Origin of the sequence: Qipengyuania gaetbuli (assembly GCF_020524765.1) — a bacterium.
Lineage (GTDB): Bacteria > Pseudomonadota > Alphaproteobacteria > Sphingomonadales > Sphingomonadaceae > Qipengyuania > Qipengyuania gaetbuli_A.
The window spans coordinates 397,407-420,269 of record NZ_JAIVLR010000002.1; the positions used below are offsets into that span (position 1 = coordinate 397,407).

The 22,863-nt window shown below is 63.7% G+C and carries 15 protein-coding genes; 7 read left to right on the forward strand and 8 right to left on the reverse strand.

Features of this window, described 5'->3' with window-relative positions; translation table 11 throughout:
- Nucleotides 1–5: 5 nt before the first annotated feature.
- The 7 genes from LC083_RS10420 to LC083_RS10450 all read right to left on the reverse strand — a co-directional run bounded on the left by LC083_RS10420 (nucleotide 6) and on the right by LC083_RS10450 (nucleotide 12,314).
- Nucleotides 6–1,502 carry a tryptophan halogenase family protein gene (locus LC083_RS10420; protein ID WP_226700330.1) on the reverse strand — a complete coding sequence of 499 codons (1,497 nt, stop codon included), beginning with the start codon at nucleotides 1,500–1,502 and terminating at the stop codon, nucleotides 6–8.
- Nucleotides 1,502–3,538: a glycoside hydrolase family 97 protein gene (locus tag LC083_RS10425; RefSeq protein WP_226700331.1), complete on the reverse strand. Its 2,037-nt coding sequence runs from the start codon at nucleotides 3,536–3,538 to the stop codon at nucleotides 1,502–1,504. Before LC083_RS10425 ends, LC083_RS10420 begins: the two co-directional genes overlap by 1 nt.
- On the reverse strand, nucleotides 3,535–5,157 hold the full coding sequence (locus LC083_RS10430; protein ID WP_226700332.1) for an alpha-amylase family glycosyl hydrolase: 1,623 nt from the start codon (nucleotides 5,155–5,157) through the stop codon (nucleotides 3,535–3,537). The genes LC083_RS10425 and LC083_RS10430 overlap by 4 nt, the downstream gene beginning before the upstream one ends.
- The gene (locus LC083_RS10435) at nucleotides 5,154–6,995 is read right to left on the reverse strand and encodes an alpha-amylase family glycosyl hydrolase (protein WP_226700333.1); all 1,842 of its coding nucleotides are present in this window, start codon (nucleotides 6,993–6,995) and stop codon (nucleotides 5,154–5,156) included. The genes LC083_RS10430 and LC083_RS10435 overlap by 4 nt, the downstream gene beginning before the upstream one ends.
- Complete coding sequence (locus tag LC083_RS10440) at nucleotides 6,992–8,509, reverse strand: tryptophan halogenase family protein (RefSeq protein WP_226700334.1); 1,518 nt, start codon at nucleotides 8,507–8,509, stop codon at nucleotides 6,992–6,994. Before LC083_RS10440 ends, LC083_RS10435 begins: the two co-directional genes overlap by 4 nt.
- 114 nt (nucleotides 8,510–8,623) lie before the next feature.
- Entirely contained in the window at nucleotides 8,624–11,431 is a 2,808-nt protein-coding gene (locus LC083_RS10445; protein ID WP_226700335.1) for a TonB-dependent receptor, read from the reverse strand.
- Between the two features lie 190 nt (nucleotides 11,432–11,621).
- Nucleotides 11,622–12,314 (reverse strand): DUF6445 family protein, encoded by a 693-nt coding sequence (locus LC083_RS10450; protein WP_226700336.1) that lies wholly within the window; start codon nucleotides 12,312–12,314, stop codon nucleotides 11,622–11,624.
- 117 nt (nucleotides 12,315–12,431) lie between these two features.
- Here LC083_RS10450 and LC083_RS10455 point away from each other — a divergent pair, with 117 nt between their 5' ends.
- The 5 genes from LC083_RS10455 to cysN all read left to right on the forward strand — a co-directional run bounded on the left by LC083_RS10455 (nucleotide 12,432) and on the right by cysN (nucleotide 19,475).
- Nucleotides 12,432–13,463: a LacI family DNA-binding transcriptional regulator gene (locus LC083_RS10455; RefSeq protein ID WP_160606268.1), complete on the forward strand. Its 1,032-nt coding sequence runs from the start codon at nucleotides 12,432–12,434 to the stop codon at nucleotides 13,461–13,463.
- Nucleotides 13,464–13,566: 103 nt separating this feature from the next.
- Nucleotides 13,567–15,117: an MFS transporter gene (locus tag LC083_RS10460; protein ID WP_226700337.1), complete on the forward strand. Its 1,551-nt coding sequence runs from the start codon at nucleotides 13,567–13,569 to the stop codon at nucleotides 15,115–15,117.
- The gene (locus tag LC083_RS10465; protein ID WP_226700338.1) at nucleotides 15,110–16,516 is read left to right on the forward strand and encodes an alpha-amylase family glycosyl hydrolase; all 1,407 of its coding nucleotides are present in this window, start codon (nucleotides 15,110–15,112) and stop codon (nucleotides 16,514–16,516) included. Before LC083_RS10460 ends, LC083_RS10465 begins: the two co-directional genes overlap by 8 nt.
- 143 nt (nucleotides 16,517–16,659) lie before the next feature.
- Complete coding sequence (gene cysD / locus LC083_RS10470; protein ID WP_226700339.1) at nucleotides 16,660–17,568, forward strand: sulfate adenylyltransferase subunit CysD; 909 nt, start codon at nucleotides 16,660–16,662, stop codon at nucleotides 17,566–17,568.
- A complete protein-coding gene (cysN, locus tag LC083_RS10475; protein WP_226700340.1) occupies nucleotides 17,568–19,475 on the forward strand; it encodes a sulfate adenylyltransferase subunit CysN in 1,908 nt (635 codons plus the stop codon). The genes cysD and cysN overlap by 1 nt, the downstream gene beginning before the upstream one ends.
- 12 nt (nucleotides 19,476–19,487) lie before the next feature.
- Here cysN and LC083_RS10480 read toward each other — a convergent pair whose 3' ends face one another.
- Complete coding sequence (locus LC083_RS10480) at nucleotides 19,488–20,756, reverse strand: acetyl-CoA C-acetyltransferase (protein WP_222554389.1); 1,269 nt, start codon at nucleotides 20,754–20,756, stop codon at nucleotides 19,488–19,490.
- A gap of 114 nt (nucleotides 20,757–20,870) precedes the next feature.
- Here LC083_RS10480 and LC083_RS10485 point away from each other — a divergent pair, with 114 nt between their 5' ends.
- A complete protein-coding gene (locus tag LC083_RS10485) occupies nucleotides 20,871–21,632 on the forward strand; it encodes a crotonase/enoyl-CoA hydratase family protein (RefSeq protein ID WP_222554388.1) in 762 nt (253 codons plus the stop codon).
- Nucleotides 21,633–21,676: 44 nt separating this feature from the next.
- A complete protein-coding gene (locus tag LC083_RS10490) occupies nucleotides 21,677–22,840 on the forward strand; it encodes an acyl-CoA dehydrogenase family protein (RefSeq protein ID WP_222554387.1) in 1,164 nt (387 codons plus the stop codon).
- Nucleotides 22,841–22,863 lie beyond the last annotated feature (23 nt).

The following is a 22,863-nucleotide window of genomic DNA, read 5'->3' on the forward strand; positions in this document are numbered from 1 at the left end:
CGTTCTCAGACGGGCGAATAGTCGGGAAAATTGCGCGCGCAGGCGGCCAGCATCGCGCGGGTCGCCTCCACATCCGCGACATCCAGCCCTGGTGGTGCGGCCTGCATCTTCTCGCGCGGCGGGAAGGTGCCATAGCCTGCGAACAGCGCATACCAGCTCATCGCGGCATAGGCCGGTTCCTGCCCGTAAATGGCAGCATTTGCCTCGATTATGGGCTGTTGCGTGAACCATGCCGTCATCATCGACTTGAGATTGTCGGACAGCGCCTGGTTGGCGGCATTTTCCCGCCAGTAATCCGTGTCGCTGCGCTGGTTCACCCGGTAGTGGGCGACGATGTAGTCGCGGATCCCGTCGTAGCGAGTAGCGATACGCTGGTTGAATTCGTCGCAGTGCCGGTCGGTGAAACCGCCGCTTTCATAGGCACTGGCAAAATCGAGCGCTGTGGCGATGACGATATGCAGCGCAGTCGCCTCGAGCGGTTCAATGAAACCTTGTGAAAGTCCGGCTGCAAGGCAGTTGCGCGTCCAGCTGTTCTCCAGCCGGCCGACCTTCATCTGCAGGAAGCGCGCCTGCGGTTCGTCCGGTCCGAGGCCGAGTGCCGCGCGCAGTTCAGCTTCGGCCTGCTCGTCGGAAATGTGGCGGGAGGAATAGACATAGCCGTTCCCCACGCGAGTCGTCAGCGGGATCGACCAGCGCCAGCCGGCCTTCATCGCGACGCTTTCGGTCTGCGGGACCACAGGGCCGGAATGAGGGGTGGGCAAGACCACCGCGCGGTCGTTGAACAGGTTCTCCGCGAACGGGATGAACCGTTCACCCAGTTTCTGCTGGGCAATCAGCGCGGCGAAGCCCGAACAATCGACGAAGAGATCGCCCTCCACGCGTTCCCCGCCTTCGCACAGGAGTGCAGCCACGTCGCCGCGCGCATCCAGTTCGACGTCCTCAACCTTCAGCGCCCGGTGTTCGACGCCGCGCGGCACGGCCCAGTCGCGCAGGAACGCGCCGAGCTTGTGGGCATCGAAATGGTAGCCGTAGCTTTGCGGGAAGGGAAAGTTGGCGTCCGGCTGCGGCCCCTTGCGGCCCGAAGCGAGCGTCGCTGCAAGAAACCAGTCGTCCGGGTGGGCGGGGACGTCCACCCCGCGGCGCCGCAACGCGCAATTGTGGGTGAAGCCGGGCTCGGTATGCAGGTCGACAGGGCCGGGGAAGGGGTGGAAATAGCTCTCGCAGCCTTCCCGCTCGCTCCAGCCGGTGAAACGGATACCGAGCTTGTAGGTGGCGTCGCAGGCGGCCATCCAGTCCGCCTCGGCGATGCCGAGATGGTCGAAGAACGCCTTGAGCTGCGGTGTCGAGCCTTCGCCCACGCCGATGATGCCGATGGCGGGGCTTTCGACGACAGTGACGCTGCCACCGCGCCCGCCCCATTCGCGGTGCAGCAGGCAGGCGGTAATCCAGCCTGCACTGCCGCCGCCCAGCACGACGACGCGGGGCGGTTTGGCCGCGTCCATCACCCCAGCGGCACGAACTCGATCGCAAAGCCGCCCGCAGGGGCGAGGCGAAGGTCGAGTGTCTTGTCGGAGGTCACGGTCATGGTCTCGACCTCCATCGCATGGCGATCGGCTCCAAGTCCATCGGCCTTTGCCCCGTCGCGCCACACGGTCGCGCGGTAGCTCTTGCCCGGATCGAGGAAACTGAGCGGCACCTTTGCCTGCCGTTCCTTGTCATCGGTCACGGCGCCGACGTACCAGTTCAGCGTGTTGCGATCGCGCCGGGCGATGACCGCGAATTCGCCGACCTTGCCGTCGACCAGCATGCTTTCAGCCCAATCGGCCGGCACACGTTTCACGAAGTCAAGCGCCTGCGGGTATTTCGCGATATTTTCCGGCAAGTCGGCGACCATCTGGATGGGCGAGTAGATCGCCACGTAGAAGGCCAGTTGGCGGGCAAGCGTGCTGGGAATGTCCGCTGCTTCGGCCCCGCGTCCTTCCAGCGAGAAGACGCCCGGCGTATAGTCCATCGGTCCTGCCAGCAGGCGGGTGAAGATCATCTCGGGCACGTGCCCGGCATCGTTCTTGGGCACGCCCCAGGCATCGTATTCTGCACCGCGCGCGCCCTCACGGCTAACCCAGTTGGGATAGGTGCGGCGCAGGCCCGTGTCCTTGATCGGCTCGTGCGGATTGACGGCGATCTTGTGCTCGGCGGCTTCCTTCACGACCTTGAGGTGGTGGCGCGCCATTTCCTGCCCGTCGTGCCAGACCAGGATTTCGCCTTCGCCGTTTTCATCTGCGGGGGCGATCACGCTGCCCGCGTCGGCGACATAGCCGGTTTTGACCGCATCGATGCCGAGCCGCTCGTAGAACGCCATCGCGTCTGCCAGTTGCTCTTCATAGACCTTGATGTTGCCGCCGGTTTCATGGTGGCCGATGATGCGCACGCCCTTTTCGCGGGCATAGGCGGCTACCGCCTCGATATCGAAATCGGGATAGGCGGTGGTGAAATCGAAATCGCGGCCATTGCCGAACCAGTTGCCGTCCCAGCCCAGGTTCCAGCCTTCGATCAGCACGCCGCGAAACCCGTGTTCGGCTGCGAAATCGATATGCTTCATAGCATTCTCGGTGGTCGCGCCATGCTTGGCACCGCTCGCCCAGCTGGTGTTGTCGAGATGCATTTCCCACCAGATGCCGATGTACTTGTGGGGCGTGAACCAGCTGACGTCGCCGAGCTTGTTCGGCTCGTTGAGGTTGAGGATGATATTGCTCTCGAACAGGCCCTTGGGGTTGCTGGCGATCTGGATCGTGCGCCAGGGGGTTGTGAAAGCACCTTCGCGGATGACCTTGGGCCCGCGGGGCGAAGGCGATAGCAGGGCGCGAAAGCGTGTGCTGTCCATGCGCTTGAGCCACATGCCCGAATAATCGACCAGCGCAGCTTCGTGGAAGGAGAGGTGGATGCCATTGTCCATGACCATGGTGACGGGCGTGTGGACCGTCGAAAGCGCGCTGACAGGCGTCTTCTGGTACAGGTACTCGTAGCGGTTCCAGTCACCTGCAGGGATCGACCAGGCAGTGCCGTCGCCCGCAATGTTGAATTCGGTCAGTTCGTCGGCGATCCGGTAGACCGGCTGCGACGCGTTTTCGGGAAATTCGATGCGAAAGCCCATGCCGTCGTCGAACACGCGCATCCGCACCGTGATTTCGCGCGCCGACGTATCGCGCTGGCGGAAGGTCACGGCGAGTTCGTTATGGAAGTCCTGCACCCACTGGCGTTCGCCCCAAGGCTGTTCCCAACTGCTTTGGTGCGCTTCCTCGCGGAAGGAGACGACCTCGAAATTGCGGCGCATGGGATCGGCGTCGGTGAAGTTGAAGCCGAGGTTCGACTTGGTGATCACCGGCACGCCGTCGCGCGTGACCTCGTAGTAGGGAATGCCTTCGCCGTCAGCGTCCAGCGTTACCTTGATCCGGCCGTCGGGCGAGGTCACGGTTTCCGCCTGTGCCGCGCTGATGGGAAGAAGCGATGCGCCCAGCAGCAGGGCAATGTGGCGGATCATGCGGCAGTCTCCAGGATGATGGCGGAGTAGGGGGGAAGGGTGGTCACGCTGGATCCGCCGATGGCGATCAGCGGCTGGCCGTCGCAATCCTCGCAGGCGATCGTGCCCGCGCCGAGGTTGAACCGGCAGCGCAGGCGCTGGCCGCCGGCCTCGCGGACCAGTTCGAGCAGGTCGCCGTCATGCTTGCAGGCGACAACGGGGCCGTGGTGCAGCGCCGGATTGGCCTTGCGCAGGGCAATCGCCTGGCGGGTGAATTCGAGGAGCGAGCCCGCCGCGCCGTCTTGGGCGGATACGGCCTTGCCGAGGTTCTCGTCGCCCACCGGCAGCCAGGGTTCGCTGCTGCCGAAGCCTGCATCTGCGCTGGCATCCCACGGCATGGGGGTGCGCGCACCGTCACGGCTGAGGGTCAGCGGCCAGTTGGCGATGGCTTCGGGATCGTGCAGCTGGTCGAACGGGATATCGACCTGCGTGAGGCCCAGCTCCTCGCCGTAATAGAGGATGGCATTGCCGCGCAGGCTCATCAGCAGGAGCACCTTGAGGCGCGCAAAGGCGTCGCGGTCCTGCGGAGCGCACCAGCGGCTCAGCGCGCGCGGCGCGTCGTGGTTCTCGAAGGCCCAGCTCGGCCAGCCGATACCCTCTTCGTCGGGCCATTCGGCCAGCGCGGAGCAGACCAGCGTCGGCGTCAGCTTCTCGGCATAGAGGAAGTTGAACCCGTAGGCGGAATTGAGATGGCTCTCGCCTTCCGTGAAGGCCTTCATCTCGCGCTCTGCATCGTCCCCGCCGACTTCGGCGACGGTGAACACGCCGTCATATTCGTCGGTCAGGGCGCGAATACGCTCGATAAAGGCGGGAATGTCGGGGTGCGACTGGTTGTATGTCTTGAGCTGGAAATCGAACGGACGCGTTCGCTGCCGGTCGGTCGCCGGGGCAGGCGGGTTGTCGCGCAACTGCGGGTCGTGCATCGCGAAATTGAGCGCATCGATGCGGAAGCCGTCGACGCCCCGCTCCAGCCAGAAGCGCATGACGTCCAGCACCGCCTGCTGCACTTGCGGATTGTGCAGGTTCATCTGCGGCTGGCTGTTGAGGAAATTGTGCAGGTAGTACTGGCCGCGGCGCGCGTCCCACGTCCATGCCGGGCCGCCGAACACCGACTGCCAGTTGGAAGGCGGCGAGCCGTCCGGCTTGGCATCGGCCCAGACATACCAGTCGGCCTTTGCATTATCGCGGCTGGAACGGCTTTCGGCGAACCAGTCATGCTCGTCAGAAGTGTGCGAATAGACCTGGTCGATCAGGACCTTGAGGCCCAGTTCGTGCGCGCGGGCGACCAGCGCGTCGAAATCGGTCAGCGAGCCGAAGATCGGGTCGACATCGCAATAGTCGGACACGTCGTATCCGAAATCCTTCATCGGCGACTTGAAGAAGGGTGAAATCCAGATCGCATCGACACCCAGGCCGGCAATGTGCGGCAGCTTTTCGGTGATGCCCGGAAGGTCACCGATACCGTCCCCGTTCGAATCCCGGAAACTGCGCGGATAGATCTGGTAGATCACCGCGCCCTTCCACCAAGACAGGTTGGCAGCGTCGGTGTGAACGTTCACAATCGGACTTGCGCGGTTCATTTCGAGGTCTCCGAAACGCGGCACACGGCCCAGCCGAAGGCAGGAAGGGTAACGGCGGCGCTGCCCGGCGCGGTTACCGCTGCCGGACAGGTTCCTGCAAGCGTGTCGAGGCGGCGGGCATCGTAACCGAGCATCACGTTGGCGCTGCGCTGGGCACCGGTGGTGTTGAACACGGCGAGATATTCCGTCCCGTCAACGGGATCGAACCTGCTTACGGCGAAAATGCCCGGCTCCTGCTCGTAATGGCGCACTTCCTGGCGCCCGCGGGTGAGGGCGGGGTGCGCGCGCCGGATGGCGGAGAATTCCGCGATCAGGCGGAACAGCGGATGGTTCTCGTCGAAATTGCTGTCGGCAGTGGTCGCGTCCGTGCCGATCAGGTCGTTATCGTTGTAGACCGCGGTGCGCGAAGGGAACATGTCCTCGCGCGCAAGCTGGTCGTTGCCGTCACCGACAAAGCCCTGCTCGTCACCGTAATAGATCACCGGGCTGCCGCGCAGGCTCAGCATCATCGCGTGGCCCAACATGACGCGCTTCAGCAGTTCGTCCTGCGAGATATCGGGCTTGTCCCATTTGATGAGCGTCGAGAAACGCCCCATGTCGTGGTTGCCGAGGAAGGTGGGCAGTTTGCCTGCGGTTTCCTCGCCGCCTTCATACAGCACGTCGCCGTCGAACATATGCGCCAGAACGACCGTTCCCTTGTCCCGCCCGAGCAGTTCGCGCATCGCTGCCTGGAAGGCGAAATCGAGCACGGCGGGCAGTTTGTCGCGGCGCGTGTATTCGGCGATGTAGCCGTTTTCCGGGATGTCCTTGTAGACCTCGCCGAACATGTGGAAGTTCGGGATGCCGTTCTCTTTCGCCACGGCTTCGAGAGCGGGCACGAACTCCTGCCAGAAACCGGGATCGACATGGCGCGCGGTGTCGATGCGGAAGCCGTCGACGCCGGTGTCGCGCACCCAGTCGCCGAAAATCTCGATCATGCCGGCGCGCACGCGCGGGTGCTCGGTGAACAGGTCGTCGAGGCCCGAGAAATCGCCGAAGCGGCTGTCTTCGCCCGTGAACGAGCTGTTGCCGCGGTTGTGGTAATAGATCGGATCGTTGAGCCAAGCGGGGACCTTCACGTCCTTTTCCGCCTCGGGCACGACCGGGATGTAGGCGTAGTTCGGATCGGTCAGCTTGGCGAAATTCGCCTCGCTGCTGTCGGCATCGCCCATGAAACCTTCATTGATGCGAGCACCATCGGGGCCGCCGCGCGTCGAATAGGGATAGTCCCCCTTGCTGCGGTATTCGAAATTGGTCGCTTCGCCATCGGCATAGGTGATGACGTCGGCCGTATGGTTGGTGATGATGTCCATGTAGACCTTCATCCCGCGCGCATGGGCTGCATCGACGAAGGCCTTGAACTCCTCGCGCGTGCCGAAATGGCCGTCGGGGCGAGTGAAATCGGTGACCCAGTACCCGTGGTATCCAGCGCTTTCGTCACCCGAAGGGCCCTGCACCGGCTTGTTCTGGAAGATCGGCGCGAACCAGATGGCGGTGACGCCCAGCTTCTCCAGATAGTCGAGCCGGTCGGTCAGCCCTTTTAGGTCGCCCCCGTGGAAGAAACCCTTGGCCGTGGGGTCGTAACCCGTCTGCAGGCGGTCGCCCGTGAAATCGCCACGATCGTTCGTCGGATCGCCGTTCTCGAACCGGTCGGGCAGGACGAAATAGACGATTTCCTCGCTCGGCAGGCGGTCCCTGAAATTCACCTCCGGCCCGGTCGAAACGGTAGCAGCCGGGGTCTGCGCCGTCGCACAGGCCGCGAGGCCCAAGGCCAGGAGAGGAAGGGACTTGCGGATCATGCGGGGACTTCCTGCTGGGGAGAGGCATTGATGAATTGTTGCACGAAATCGAGATGCCGCGGCATCTGCTTCACCTCTTCGATGAGAGTGAATTCCGTGCCGTCGAGGAGCTGGCGCAGTTCCTCTTCTGCGAGCGTGTCGGCGATCGGGTTGTAGCCCCGCGCTTCCACGCCCTGTCCGACGAGCACCTGGAACCAGCCCACTTCGGTGAACAGTTCCTCGTGCTCGCGGTGAATGAAGCCGGAGGCCCGCCAGTTTTCCAGCTTGGTCTCCAGCGTGTCCGGCAATTCCATGTGCCGGACTGCGTCCCAGAAGGGCTCTCCCTCACGTTCGTTGGCCGTGTAGTGAAGGACGAGAAAATCGCGGATGCGGGTCCATTCGAAGTCGGCCTGGTCGTTGAACCAGTCGACAATGGCCGGGTCGGGCCGGCCGGCGGGAAGAACCGACAGGAACCTGCTGATCGCGCTCTGGATGAGGTGGATGCTGGTCGATTCCAGCGGCTCCATGAAACCGGCTGCGAGGCCGAGAGCAAGGCAGTTGCCCTGCCAGTGTCGACGGCGTTTGCCGGTGGTGAAGCGGATGGGGCGCGGATCGCCTAGCGGTTCGCCATCGAGGTGGGCGAGCAGGGTCGAAGCAGCCTCGTCGTCCGACAGGTGCGCCGAGGAATAGACCATGCCGTTGCCGATGCGGTTCTGCAGCGGGATGCGCCACTGCCAGCCCGCCTTGCGCGCACTGGACCGCGTATAGGGCGTGAAATCGCCGCCATTGGCACATGGGACGGCCATGGCGCGGTCGCAGGGCAGGTAATGCGTCCAGTCGTCGAACCCTGCGCCCAGCGCCTGTTCGATCAGCAGGCCGCGAAAACCGGTGCAGTCGACGAAGAAGTCGCCCTCGATGCGCTCTCCTCCCTCGAGCGAGAGGGCGGCGATGGTGCCGGCCTCGCCGTGCTGTTCGACCTGCGCGACCATGCCTTCTTTGCGCACGACCCCCCGGGCTTCCGAGAAGCGCCGGAGATAGGCGGCATAGAGCCCTGCGTCGAAATGGTAGGCATAGGGCATTTCGGGCGATTGCGGTGTGCGGCGCCCGCGCTGCATCCGCATGGTGCGCGCAGCCAGTTCGTTGAGCGAATAGCGGATCAGCGGCTTGGCCATGCCGAGCTTTGCGGCACGCAGCCAGTAATGCTGGAAAGGGAGCAATCCGACGCCGCGGCCGATGTTGCCGAAAGCGTGCATGTAGCTTTCGCCTTCACGCCGCCAGCCGTCGAATTCGATGCCGAGCTTGAAGCTGCCCTTGGTTTCACGGACGAATTCTGCCTCGTCGAGACCGAGTGCGCCGTTGAAGAGATGGATTTGCGGGATCGTTGCCTCGCCGACGCCGACCGTGCCGATCGCATCGCTTTCGACGAGCGTGATCGAAGTCCCGGGCGGGGCGAAACGGGCAAGGGCCGCCGCGGCCATCCAACCGGCGGTTCCGCCCCCGGCTATCACGTATCTGGAATTGGTGTCCTGGGTCATGGCTCTGGGCTCCCGTCACGCCGGATGCGCGGGCCATAGCATGGCTGCGCATCCGGCGTATCGGGGACGGGGCGATCCGGAGGAGATGTGAACCGCCCCGCCGTCGATAGCCGATCAGAACTTGTAGGAAACGCCGACCAGGTAAGTCCGGCCGTATTCCTCGTAGTCGACAATGAACTCGCGATTGCCGTCGGTGTAGTTGACGAACGGCTCGTTGGTGAGGTTCAGCGCCTGCAGGGTGAAGGCGAGACCGTCGAGCGACGAACCTTCCTGGAAGCGATAGCCGATCTGTGCATCGAAGATCGATTCCGCATAGGTCTGGCGGAACGAACGGCTGGCCGAGATGCCGATGAATTCGGCAAGGAAGCCGGTACGATAGCGGTGGCTGACACGCGCTTCGAAGCCGCTGTTTTCGTAGTAGACGGTCGAGTTGACCACCCACTTCGACAGACCGGGCGTGTCGACGTTGAACGTGTCGCCATTGGACAGGGTCACATCGAGCTTGCTGTCGGTGTAAGAAGCGCTGGACTGGACGCCGAAGCCCGGAAGAATGCCGGTCATTTCGCCCAGCGGAAGCGCGATGCTGCCTTCCACGCCGAAGATGTAGCCTTCGGCTCCGTTGTCCGGACCACCCACGAGGCCCTGCGTCTGGTTGCCGGTGGCAGCGAATGCAAGCTGCTGGGCCGGCGTCAGGGTCGGAACGAGGTAGGAGAAGTCACGCAGGACAGGAGCGTTCGGGTTCACGAAGTCGCTCAGCCACTTGTAGTAGGTCGCAAGCGCCAGGTAGCCTTCGCCGCCGAAATACCATTCGAACGATGCGTCGATGCCGTCTGCGACATAGGGACGCAGCTGCGGGTTGCCGCCGCCACCGCTGAAGATCGAGTTGAAACCGCTCGACGGGGGCTGGTTGGCGATGCTGGCGTTATACGACGCGTTCAGCTGGTCCATGCGCGGACGGGCTAGCGTGCGGGCTGCACCCAAGCGCAGCTTCATGTCCGGCGAGATTTCGAAGTTGAACGTCGCGCTGGGCAGGACGTGGGCGTATTCGTCGCCGCCGGCCACGGGGATCAGCGCAGCGCCGATACCGCCGTTCGACTGGAAGCCGTCCGAGCTCTGGTCGGTGAAGACCAGCTGCACGCCGATGTTGCCTTCGACCGGGATCGCGCCGAGCGAACCTTCGAGGTCGGCACGAAGCCAGCCGTTCCAGACCTTCTCGTTGACGGACCAGTCACCCGGGAACGGCAGGCTGGAGCTCTGCACGTCGGTCAGGACATAGGTGCCGTTGTTGAGCAGCACGAAGGGATCGTAGGCGACCTGCGGACCGAAGCCGAGGAAGTCGAGGCTGGCGATCGGGGTCAGCAGCGCATCGCTGGGGATCGGCAGGCGGGTCACTGCGCCGTTGGCGGCATAGACCGAAGGGCCGCCGGCAAGGCTCAGGAAGTTCTGCACGATGTCACGCGACTTGGTGCGATCGTCGAAGGCGATACCCGCAACCAGGTTCTTGACCCAGCCGCTGTCGACCTTGCCGATCACTTCCGCACGGGCCGACCACAGTTCGTCGTCCGTCGAGGTGTCGTTGATGAAGCCGGCCTGCACGATGCCGCCGGCACCCCAACCACGCGGGTCGGTCAGCTGGATGAGGCTGGTGTCCGAATAATCGATCGTGTTGGTGAAGTTGAACGGGAAGCCGCTCGACGGACGGGTGTAGGTCACCGTGTCCGACGGACCGGAAGCATTGGCCGCATAGGTGAGGCCCGAATAGCTTTCGATCTGCTGCAGGCGGCGGTCCGAGCTCGAGTAGGAGACGTCGAAGTTGAGGATGACGTCGTCGTTCTCGTACTTGGTGTTCCAGCCGGCAGCGAAGGTTTCGGTGTCCTTGCGGTCGTAGTCGTTGCGGACCACGGGCTGGACGCCGGTGAAGGTCACGCTGTTCGGGAAATCGCCGCCGCTATTGTCGGTGATCGTCGCGCCCGAACCCCAGCCGGGGTTGAGCGGGAATTCGATGCCGCGCTGCGGGATACGCTCGCGATAGTCGGCATAGAAGATGTCGATCGTAGTATTCCACTCGAGGCTCGGCTCCCATTCGAGGGTACCGAACACACCCAGGCGATCGAGGTCGACCGACTTGGCGAAGGGCTTCATGCCGCCAAGGACGTTGTAACCGGCGTCGTTGGGATAGCCCCAGGCGTTGAACTTCTTCACCTGGCTCGGGCTCGACTGGTAGGCAACGCCGACCGCGAGGCCGAGCGTGTCGTCGGCGAACTGGTCGACATAGGTGCCGGTGGCGCGATAGCCCCAGCCCTTCACGTCGGGGTTGAGCGAGCCGTCTTCGTTGAACTCGAGGCGACCCGAGAGCGAAACGATACGCTCACCCTTGGCGAGCGGGCGGATGGTGCGAAGGTCGACCGTGCCGGCAAGGCCCTGGCCGATGAGACCGGCGTAAGGCACCTTGTAGATGACGCCCTGGTCGATGAGTTCGGCCGGATACTGGTCGTATTCGACGGCGCGGTTGTCGCCCGAGGAAACGAGCTGGCGGCCGTTCAGCAGCGAGGTCGAATAGTCGGGGCCGAGGCCGCGGATCGAGAGGCTCTGTGCACGACCGTCGATACGCTGGACGGCGAGGCCGGGCAGGCGACCCAGCGTTTCCGCGATCGAGACGTCGGGCAGCTTGCCGATGTCTTCCGAGCTGAATGCTTCTGCGATTACCGGCGCGTCGCGCTTCAGGTTGATCGCGGTTTCGAGTGCCTGGCGATAGCCTTCGACGACGATGATGTTGTCTTCGCCCGGCTCTTCCTGCGAGGCGGTTTCATCGCCCGGCTCGACCGAGGCTTCCTGCGCCATTGCAGGCGTTGCGAATGCGGCCAGTGCGATAGTGACGGCGCCGGCGCTGATGCCCCCGACGAGCTTGGAACGAAATGCCATAATCGTGCTCTCCCTGATGGCCGGCCCCGGCTTTCCTTATGGACCGACTCGATACCCCACAGGCGGCGAAAGCCCGCCCGTATTGCGGCTTGAATACGGGTCAGCAGGCGGGCTCAGGAAGACAGCATACGTATACGCAACCGGTTCGCAGGAGAGCGAGTCGCGGAAATGTCACACAAACGAAAGTCGGTCAGTCGAGGAAGAGATTGAGTGTCAGCCGTCCCCGTTTCGGGTCGGGATCGGGCACGAAATTCGCCCCTAAATCAGCGCAGTGAAGCGTGTTCCCGCGATAGATGACCATGGAGTTGAACGTGTCGGCGACGCGGTGGATCTGCTCGAAAATCGCGGTGTCGCCCGAAATATACGCGGGGCCCGGAAGACCGTGTTCGGCAGTCGCGGCCTCCAATTGCGAACGATAGGTGTCGAACCGCTCGCCATCGACGCTTTCGAAAGCGGTAGCCCGTTGGCGGTAAAAGGCCGTCCCGCCGCGCTGGGCCTTGTCGAGGTAGAGCAGCACCGCGAGCCGCTCGCGCTCGGTACCGTCGAAATGCGGCAGCCGCTGGATGGGGGCGAGCTCCGCAGGTGCGTGGGTAACGACCGAGAGATAGCATTCACGGAAACGGGGTGGCCGCGGCAGTGCGAAGACCTCGGCAAGTCTTTCCAGCAACGGCTCGACCAGGGGCATGCTGATCTTTTCGGATACACCGGCGCGAATGCCGGGATAGAATGCCCCGTGGGTCCCGAACCGGTGCCGGGCGGCGATCTCGACCACCGCATCGGCATCCGCCAGCGCATCGGTCACGCTCACGACCGGCTGCGCTTCGAGGCCGAATGTCTCGACCGAGAGCGTGGCTTGCGGCGAAAGGGCGAGGGGGCTTTCCATCTTCACCACGTCCAATACCGCGTTTTTATTCGCTTTGAAGGGCCTGCCGCTTTGCATGATCGCTTTGTCGCGCTTATGGTCCGGCCGTGGACCGGTTCTCCGGTCCGGAGGAGAGAGATGGGACGCAAGCCGACTGGTCGCCCGACCAGTTTCGACATTGCCTATGCTGCCGGAGTATCGCAGCCGACCGTAAGCCGCGCCCTGCGCGGCGACCGTTCCGTGAGCGCGCAGACGCGAGAGAAAATCCGCCAGATCGCGCAGGATCTCAATTACACGGTCGACAAGAACGCATCCTCGCTCCGCTCGCAGCGCTCCAACACGATCGCCTTGCTCTTCTTCGAGGACCCGACGCCCGACGAGAGCATGATCAACCCGTTCTTCCTCGCGATGCTGGGTTCTATCACGCGGGCCTGTGCGGATCGCGGGCTGGACCTGCTCATTTCGTTCCAGCGCATGGAAGACGACTGGCACGTGAAGTACCAGGATAGCCACCGTGCCGACGGGCTCATCCTGCTCGGCTATGGCGACTACACGCTTTACACGCCCAAGCTGCAGAAGCTGGTGGACCAGGGCACGCATTATGCGCGCTGGGGTTCGGTAAGCCACGATGCCAGCGGCGCCACCGTGGGAACCGACAATGTCGATGCCGGCAGGCAGGTGGCTGCCCATTTCCTCAAGACCGGACGGCGGGACGTGGTCTTCCTCGGCGAGGCGGGGGATACCAGCCCGGAATTCGCCGGTCGCTACGAGGGGCTGCGCTCCGCTCTGGAAGAGGCAGGCCTTGCCGCGCCGCCCTGCTTCGCTGCGATCACCACGGAAGAGGCGGGTTATGCCGCGGCCCGGACCTTGCTTGCCAGCGGCCGGGCCTGCGATGCCATTTTCGCCGCGAGCGACCTCATCGCGATCGGCGCAATGCGCGCGCTTGCCGAAGCGGGCAAGCGTGTGCCCGCGGACATTGCCGTGGTCGGCTTCGACGACATCCCTGCCGCCAGCCTCACCACTCCGCCGCTCACCACCGTGATGCAGGACATCAAGGGGGCCGGGGAAGCGCTAGTCGATGCGCTGCTTGCGCAGATCGAAGGACGCGAAATTCCGCCGCACAAGCTGCCCGGCAAGCTCGTCACGAGGGGCAGCACCGCGCCGGTCTGAGGCGCTACGTATTCGTATACGTGTTTGCGCAAAGGCCCGCTTCGTGCGAGCCACCTTCCGGATAGACCGGGCATGACGACCCGGCCGGGAGAGGACTGTTCGCATGGCGACCACGGGCGCGGCCGAAACCGCACGGTTAGAAACACGCAAGCCGCAGGTCGGCTGGGGCCAGTTGGCCAACATCAGCTTCGGGTTCTTCGGCATCCAGATCGGCTTCGTGCTGCAGAATTCCAACATGAGCCGCATCTTCCAGACGGTGGGCGCCTCGCTCGATGACTTGCCCGCGCTCTGGGTCGCTGCACCGCTTACCGGCCTGATCGTTCAGCCCATCATCGGGCACCTGTCGGACAAGACCTGGAACCGGTTCGGTCGCCGCCGGCCCTACTTCATGACCGGTGCGCTGCTGGCCGCGATCTCGCTCCTGCTCATGCCGCTGGCACCCGCATTCGGCGCGCCGCTGTTGTTTGCGGCAGCGCTACTGTGGGTGCTCGATGCCAGCCTCAACATCTCGATGGAGCCGTTCCGCGCTTTCGTCGGCGACATGCTCGACAAGTCGCAGCACGCGACCGGCTACGCCGTGCAGACCGCCTTCATCGGTGCTGGCGCTGTCGTTGCGGCCATTTTCCCCTGGCTGCTCGAGCAATTCGGCGTGAGCAACGTTGCCCCGGCAGGAGAGATACCCGACACGGTCAAGTGGAGCTTCTGGGCGGGCGCTGCCGCGCTCTTCCTCGCCATCGGCTGGACCGTCGTGACCACCAAGGAATACAGCCCCGAGGAAATGGCTGCTTTCGAAACCGAGCGCGAGGCCGAAGCCGGCCAGAGCGTGCGGGCGCTGGCGGCAAAAACCTATACCTCCGCTGCCGTGTGGATGGCCCTTGGCCTTGCGGTCATCCTGAGCGTGAACACGCTCGGCCTGGAGAAGGAGATCCTCCTGCTCGGCGCATTGCTCGCAGGTTACGGCTTGCTTAGCATGATCGCCATCTCGATGGCGAAGAAGGGCCAGCACGCCAACATGCTGTCGAGCATCGTGGGCGATTTCAGCGGGATGCCCGACACGATGAAGCGGCTGGCCGTGGTCCAGTTCTTCAGCTGGTCGTCGCTCTTCATCATGTGGATCTATTCCGGCCCGATCGTGTCGCAATATTTCTACGGCAGCGCCGATCCCACCACTGCCGCCTATAACGAAGGCGCGAACTGGTGGAACCTGATCTACACCATCCAGAACGGTGTCGCAGCGGTTGCCGCGCTGATCCTGCTGCCCTTCCTGTCCCGCAGGATCGGCAAGGCACGCACCCACATGACGTGCCTCCTGCTCGGCGCCCTCGGGTTCCTTGGCTATTTCGTGCTGCGCGATCCGAACCTGCTGATCATCTGCGAAATCCTGAAAGGCATTGCATGGGCCTCGATCCTTGCCATGCCCTACGCAATCCTCGCGAGCAGCCTGCCGCAGTCGAAGCTCGGCATCTACATGGGCCTGTTCAACATTTTCATCGTGGTCCCCCAATTGCTGGTGGCGACGGTCATGGGCAGCGTGATGAACGCGTTTTTCCCGGCCGATCCCATCTGGACCATGCTTTTCGCCGCCGCGAGCTGGGCGCTCGCCGGCTTTGCTATGCTCCGCGTGAGCGTTCCGGGAGAGACTGCACATGCGTAAGTTCGTAATCGGGGCGTCAGCCGCCGCCGCGCTGGCCGGGGGCGCCTATGCCATGTCTTCGCCGGCCGAAGAGCCAGCGGCCTCGCCTTGGGAACCGCGCGACGTGGTCACTCTCGAGAACCCGGAATGGGCGCGCGACGCGGTGCTCTACCAGATCAACACCCGCCAGTTCACCGAGGAAGGCACCTTCCGCGCCGCGCAGGAGGAACTGCCGCGCCTGAAGGAACTGGGCGTCGACGTGCTGTGGCTCATGCCGATCCACCCGATCGGCAAGGAAAACCGCAAGGGCACGCTCGGCAGTCCCTATGCGGTTCAGGACTATTACGGAGTGAACCCGGAATTCGGCACGAAGGAGGACCTCAAGGCCTTCGTCGATGCCGCGCACGCGCAAGGCTTCAAGGTCATCCTCGACCTCGTCGCCAACCACACCGCGTGGGACAACGCGCTGCGCACCGAACATCCCGATTGGTACGAAAAGAGCTGGGACGGCGATTTCCGCCCCACGCCATGGTGGGACTGGTCGGATATCGTCGATCTCGACTGGTCGAAGCCAGGCGTGCGCGAACACGTCGGCGGGGCGATGGAATACTGGGTGCGCGAATTCGGCATCGACGGTTACCGCGCCGACGTGGCCGGATACGTCCCGCTCGATTTCTGGGAAACCATGCGTCCGCGCCTCGATGCAATCCGGCCTGTTTTCATGCTTGGCGAGGTCCAGCAGACCGCTTGGCACCACAAGGCCTTCGACGCGACCTATGGCTGGGACTGGCACAATACTTCGAAAAACGTGGCGCAGGGCAAGGGCAATGCGACCAGCTTCTACGGCTATTACGCCGAGAACGAGAGCCTGTGGCCGCGCCAGGCCATGCGCATGACCTATATCGAGAACCACGACAGCAACGCCTGGGAAGGCACCATGGCCGAAAACTACGGCCCCGCGCTGAATGCCATGACGGCCCTGTCCTTCACCGGCGAAGGGCTCGCACTGGTGCACAACGGCATGGAGGCCTGCAATGCCAAGCGGCTCGAATTCTTCGAGAAGGACGCGATCGACTGGAGCCAGGGCGAAGGCTGCGACTACGCGGCGCTGGTCAAGGAACTGATCGCCTTCCGCAAGGCGAACCCCGCGCTCGAAAACGGCAAATGGGGTGCGCGCATGCACCAGGTCGTCACCGACCGGCCGCAGGAAGTGCTGGCATGGGCGCGGCAGGAAGAAGGCAACAAGGTCGTCGGCCTGTTCAACTTCTCGGGCTCGGAAGTGACCGCGAAGCTGGCCGACGGGCTGGCCGCCGGCACCTATGACGAGTTCCGCGCTGCGGACAAGGTGACGCTGAAGGCAGGCGACAGCGTGACGCTGCCGGCATGGGGTTTCCGCCTGCTTTCGACCAAGGGCGAATAGGGCCGCACCGGACGCCCGCCGTTTCCGGCTTGAAAACAATCCTATTCCGCAGGCGACCAAATGGCGCTTGCGGGACGGGAGGCTTCTGGCCATCTCACCGGCTCGCCGATTAGAGAATTCGCAGACCCCGGGCCCGACCGTCGATGACCCTTACCCATCTCCAGCGCCTCGAAGCCGAGAGCATCCACATCATGCGCGAAGTGGTGGCGGAGGCGGACAAGCCGGTGATGCTCTATTCGATCGGCAAGGACAGCGCGGTCATGCTGCACCTTGCGAAAAAGGCCTTCTACCCTTCGCCGCCGCCGTTCCCGCTGCTCCATGTCGATACGACGTGGAAATTCCGCGACATGTACGATCTGCGCGAAAAGAGCGCGTGCGATGCGGGCATGGAACTGCTCGTCCACCGCAATCCCGAAGCCGAGGAGCGGGGTATCAACCCCTTCGACCACGGGCCGCTCCACACCGACATGTGGAAGACGCAAGGGCTGAAGCAGGCACTCGACAAATACGGTTTCGATGCCGCTTTCGGCGGCGCGCGCCGCGACGAGGAAAAGAGCCGCGCGAAAGAGCGAATCTTCTCGTTCCGCACCGCCAGCCATGGCTGGGACCCTAAGAACCAGCGCCCCGAACTCTGGAACCTCTACAATGCCCGCAAGGCCAAGGGCGAGAGCATCCGCGTCTTCCCCTTGTCGAACTGGACCGAGCTCGACATCTGGCAATACATCCATCTGGAAAACATCGAGATCGTGCCGCTCTATTTCTCTGCCCGCCGGCCGACCTTCGAATACGAGGGCGGGCTGTTCATGGCGGACGATATCGAACGGCTGGAAAAGGTCATGGGCCGCCGGCCCGAGATCACCGAACGCTCGATCCGCTTCCGCACGCTCGGCTGTTTCCCGCTGACCGGCGCGGTCGAGAGCGAGGCGGCGACGCTGCCCGAAATCATCCAGGAAATGCTACTGACCACCACGTCGGAACGGCAGGGGCGCGTCATCGACAAGGATGGCGGCGATGCCTCGATGGAGAAGAAGAAGCAGGAGGGCTATTTCTGATGACGCAGCCCACCTACCAGACCGACGCGCTGATCGCGGAGGACATCGACGCCTATCTCGACAAGCACCAGCACAAGTCGATGCTGCGCTTCATCACCTGTGGCAGCGTCGATGACGGCAAGTCCACGCTGATCGGACGCCTGCTCTACGACAGCCGCATGATTTTCGAAGACCAGCTCGCCGCGCTGGAAAGCGACAGCAAGCGGGTGGGGACGCAGGGGCAGGAGATCGACTTCGCCCTCCTGGTCGACGGTCTTGCCGCCGAACGCGAGCAGGGCATCACCATCGACGTCGCCTACCGCTTCTTCACGACCGAAAGCCGCAAGTTCATCGTCGCGGACTGCCCGGGCCACGAACAATACACGCGCAACATGGTGACCGGCGCCTCGACCGCCGACCTCGCCGTCATCCTGATCGATGCGCGCAAGGGCGTGCTGACGCAGACGCGGCGCCACAGCTTCCTGTGCCACCAGCTCGGCATCCGCCACCTCGTGCTGGCGGTGAACAAGATGGACCTGATCGGTTACGACCGGGCGGCCTATGACGCGATCGTGGCCGACTATGCGGATTTCGCGCAGAGCATCGGTATCGAAGGCTTCACTGCCATCCCGATCTCGGGCCTCGCGGGCGACAATATCACCGCGCGCTCGGGCAATACCGGCTGGTACGATGGCCCCACGCTGATCGAGTACCTGGAAGCGGTCGAGGTGCGCAGTGACGCCAATCTCGCGCGCCCGTTCCGGATGCCGGTGCAGTGGGTGAACCGCCCGAACCTCGACTTCCGCGGCTTCTCCGGCCTGATTGCCTCGGGCAGCGTGAAGCCGGGCGACGAAGTGCGCTCGCTTCCCTCGAGCAAGACCAGCCGCGTGAAGGCGGTCGTGACGATGGACGGAGACCTCCCCGAAGCGGGCGCGGGCCAGTCGGTCACGCTCACTCTCGAAGACGAGATCGACTGCTCGCGCGGCGATGTCCTGGCCGCTGCCGACAATCCGCCGCAGGTTGCCGACCAGTTCGAAAGCACGATCGTCTGGATGGACGAGGAACCGCTGGTCGTCGGGCGCGGCTACTGGCTCAAGCTCGGCACGCAGACCGTCAGCGTAACCGTGGCCGAACCCAAGTTCGAGATCGACGTCAATTCGATGGACCGCCTCGCAGCCAAGACGCTGCATCTGAACCAGATCGGCGTTGCCGAAATCACCACGGACCGGCGCGTCGTGTTCGAGCCTTACGAGCAGAACCGCACGCTGGGCGGCTATATCCTCGTCGACAAGCTGACCAACCGCACGGTCGGGGCGGGGATGATCCACTTTGCCCTGCGCCGCGCGCAGAACGTGCACTGGCAGGCGACCGACATCACGCGTGACGACCACGCCGCGATGAAGAACCAGAAACCGCGCGTGCTGTGGTTCACGGGGCTGTCCGGCTCGGGCAAGTCGACCATCGCCAACGAGGTGGAAAAGAAGCTGGCGATGATGAACCGCCACACTTTCCTGCTGGACGGCGACAACATCCGTCACGGCCTCAACAAGGACCTCGGCTTTACGGAAAGCGACCGCATCGAGAACATCCGTCGCATCGGCGAAGTCGCCAAGCTGATGACCGATGCAGGCCTTATCGTGCTGACCGCTTTCATCAGCCCGTTCCGTGCCGACCGCCAGCTGGTCCGCGACATGATGGGCGAGGGCGAGTTTATCGAGATCCACGTCGACACCCCGCTCGAAGTGGCGGAAGCGCGCGATGTGAAGGGCCTCTACAAGAAGGCGCGCGAAGGCAAGCTGAAGAACTTTACCGGTATCGACAGCCCTTACGAAGTCCCGGAAAACCCGGAAATCCGCGTGAACACGGTGGAAATGACCCCGGAAGAAGCTGCCGATTACGTGATCTCGAAGATCCTGCCCCTCAAATAGGGGCGGGCCGGATCAGTCGACGAAATCGTCGACCCGCTCGATGATGATCGCCGGGGCCATGCCGCCTGCCGCGCACATGGTGACAAGGCCGTAGCGCTTGTCCTGCCGTTCCAGCTCGTCGACCATCGTGCCGATCAGGATCGAACCGGTCGCCCCGATCGGGTGGCCGAGAGCGATTGAGCCGCCGTTGACGTTGACCTTGTCCCAGTCGAGATCAAGGTCGCGCACGAACTTGGCAGCGACCACGGCAAAGGCCTCGTTGATTTCGTAAAGGTCGATGTCGTCCTTGGTCAGGCCGGCCTTTTCCAGCACCTTCTTCGCGGCGGGGACCGGCGCGTTGAGCATCAGCGTGGGGTCATCGCCCATATTGGCAGTCGCCACGATGCGCGCACGCGGCTTGAGGCCGTGCTTCTGCGCATAATCCTTGCTGGTCACCAGCACGGCGGCGGCGCCGTCTACCACGCCCGAGCTGTTGCCCGCGTGGTGGAAATGCTTGATCTCGAGGTCGGGATACTTGGCATTGACGAGGCCCGCGAAGGTCGTGCCGTTCTTGTCGAGCGGGACATTGGCAATCTTGGCGAAAGCCGGCTCCAGCTGGCCGAGGCCCTCCATAGTGGTTTCGGGGCGCGGGTATTCCTCGCGGTCGAGCACGACATTGCCGTCGTCGTCGACCACCGGCACCACCGACTTTGCAAACCGGTTCTCCGCAATCGCCTGCGCAGCGCGCTGCTGACTGCGATAGCCGACCTCGTCCAGTTCCTCGCGGGTGAAGCCTTCCATCGTGGCGATGGCATCGCCGCACACGCCCTGGTGGCTCTGCGGGTGGGTGCGCATCAGGCGCTCGTTATAGCTGCCCATCATCGGCGGGCGCAGGCCGGCGGCCATCTTTTCCTTCGACATCTGGGCGGTAAGGCTCATCATTTCCGTGCCGCCTGCGACGACGCAGTCTTCCATGCCGCTCATCACCTGCGCTGCAGCGAGGGCGACAGAGGTGATGCCGCCGCCGCAGAAGCGGTCGAGCGTCGTGCCGGAGGAGGTGATGTCGTAGCCTGCATCGAGCGCGGCCATGCGGCCCATGTCGCCCGCCTGCATGCCGTCCTGCGTGCTGACCGACCAGATCACGTCGTCGACGGTCTTGGTGTCGAGGTGGTTGCGGTCCTTGATCGCCTTCAGGCAGGTCGCGGCGAGGTGCTGCGGATGCATTGCGGCCAGCGCGCCCTTGCCCTGCTTGCCGATTCCGCGCGGAGTGCGGACGGCGTCGATGATATAGGCTTCGGACATGGCTTGATCCTCTCTCGTCTTGTCGAATCTTGCGGCTTTTGCCGGTTGACGTTTGCGTAAACCTCAAGCAGCAAGGGCGCAAGAACAGTTTCAGTTTGCAATGGAGAGAGCGAGATGTCCGAGGAAGTGCTGACCGAGGTCGACAACGGCGTCCTGATTGTCACGATCAACCGTCCCGAAGCCAAGAACGCCATGAACAAGGCCGCTGCCGAGGGAATCGCTGCGGCGATGGACCGTCTCGATGCGGAAGACGACCTGCGTGTCGGCATCCTGACCGGCGCTGGCGGCACCTTCTGTTCGGGCATGGACCTCAAGGGCTTCCTGCGCGGCGAATCGCCCAGCATCGAAGGTCGCGGATTCGGCGGCGTGGTGCAGGCTCCGCCGAAGAAGCCGCTGATTGCCGCCGTCGAAGGCTATGCGCTGGCCGGCGGGCTCGAACTGATGATCGCCTGCGATCTCGTGGTGGCGAACAAGGATGCCAAGTTCGGCATTCCCGAAGCCAAGCGCGGCCTCGTCGCTGCGGCCGGAGGCGTGATGATGCTGCCCGACCAGATCCCCGAGCGCGTTGCCATGGAACTGGCGCTGACCGGCGATTTCATCGGTGCGGACCGCGCCTATGAACTCGGCCTCATCAACCGCGTGGTTGATGGCTCGGCGCTGATCGGTGCGCGTGAGCTGGCCGACCGGATCGTTGCCAACGGCCCGCTTGCGGTGCGCGTGTCCAAGCAGATCATCAAGGAATCGCGCGGCTGGCCGATGGACGAGCGCTACAATCGCCAGGCCCAGCTGATCGCGCCGGTCTTCGTCTCCGAAGACGCACGCGAAGGCGCGGCCGCCTTTGCCGAGAAGCGCAAGCCGAACTGGAAGGGCAAGTAAGACCCTGAATAGCGATAAAAAGTCACGAGAGAGGAACCCCCGGAATGCCCGTCATCGACGTACCCCAGCCCGCTTTCATGGACGACGAGGAAATCTCGATCTTCGCCGATGCCGTGGGCAAGTTCTACCAGCAGCATGCCCCTGAAAAGCGCGTGCTCAAATGGCGCGAGGAAGGCCAGGTCGAACGCGATTTCTGGCGCGAGGCGGGCGAGGCGGGCCTGCTCGGCGTGTCGGTGCCGGAGGAATACGGCGGCCATGGCGGCGACTTCCGTCATGACATGGTGGTGATCGACCAGCAGGCCAAGCACGGCGTCGAAGGCTTTGCCGCCAGCCTGCACAACACTGTCATCCTGCCTTATCTCGTGCGTCACGGCACCGAGGAGCAGAAGAAGAAGTACCTGCCCAAGCTGGTCACCGGCGAACTCGTCAGCGCCATCGCGATGACGGAGCCGGGCGTGGGGTCCGACCTGCAGAGCGTCACAACGACCGCGCTGAAGGACGGCAACGGCTACCGCATCAACGGGGCCAAGACTTATATCTCCAACGGACAGACGGCCGATTTCATCATCGTCGTCGCCAAGACCGACCCTAACGAGCGCGCCAAGGGCATTTCGCTCATGCTGCTCGAGACGGAAGGAGCCGAAGGCTTCCAGCGCGGCAAGAAGCTCGACAAGATCGGGCTCGATGCGGCCGATACCTCCGAACTGTTCTTCGACGACGTCTTCGTCCCGGCGGAAAACGTGCTCGGCGGGGTGGAAGGCAAGGGCTTCTACCAGCTGATGGGCGAACTGCCGCAGGAACGCCTGATCATCGCCATGGGTGCCATGACCGGCATCGAGAAGGCGCTCGAGACCACGATGGAATTCGTCAAGTCGCGCAAGGCTTTCGGCCAGACCATCTGGGACTTCCAGAACACGCAGTTCGTGATGGCCGACCTGAAGGCGCGGGCGACCGCGGCGCGAGTGTTCGTCAACGACTGCATCGAAAAGCACCTCAAGCGCGAACTCAGTGTCGATACGGCCTGCATGGCCAAGTACTGGGTCACCGAATTGCAGGGTGAAGTGGTCGACAAGTGCCTCCAGTTCCATGGCGGTGCAGGCTTCATCAACGACTACCCGATCGCGCGCATGTATCGTGACAGCCGCATCACCCGCATCTTCGGCGGGTCGAACGAAGTCATGAAAATGGTGATTGCGCGCTCGATGTAGTGTTCTGCCTCGATCCTTGGGGC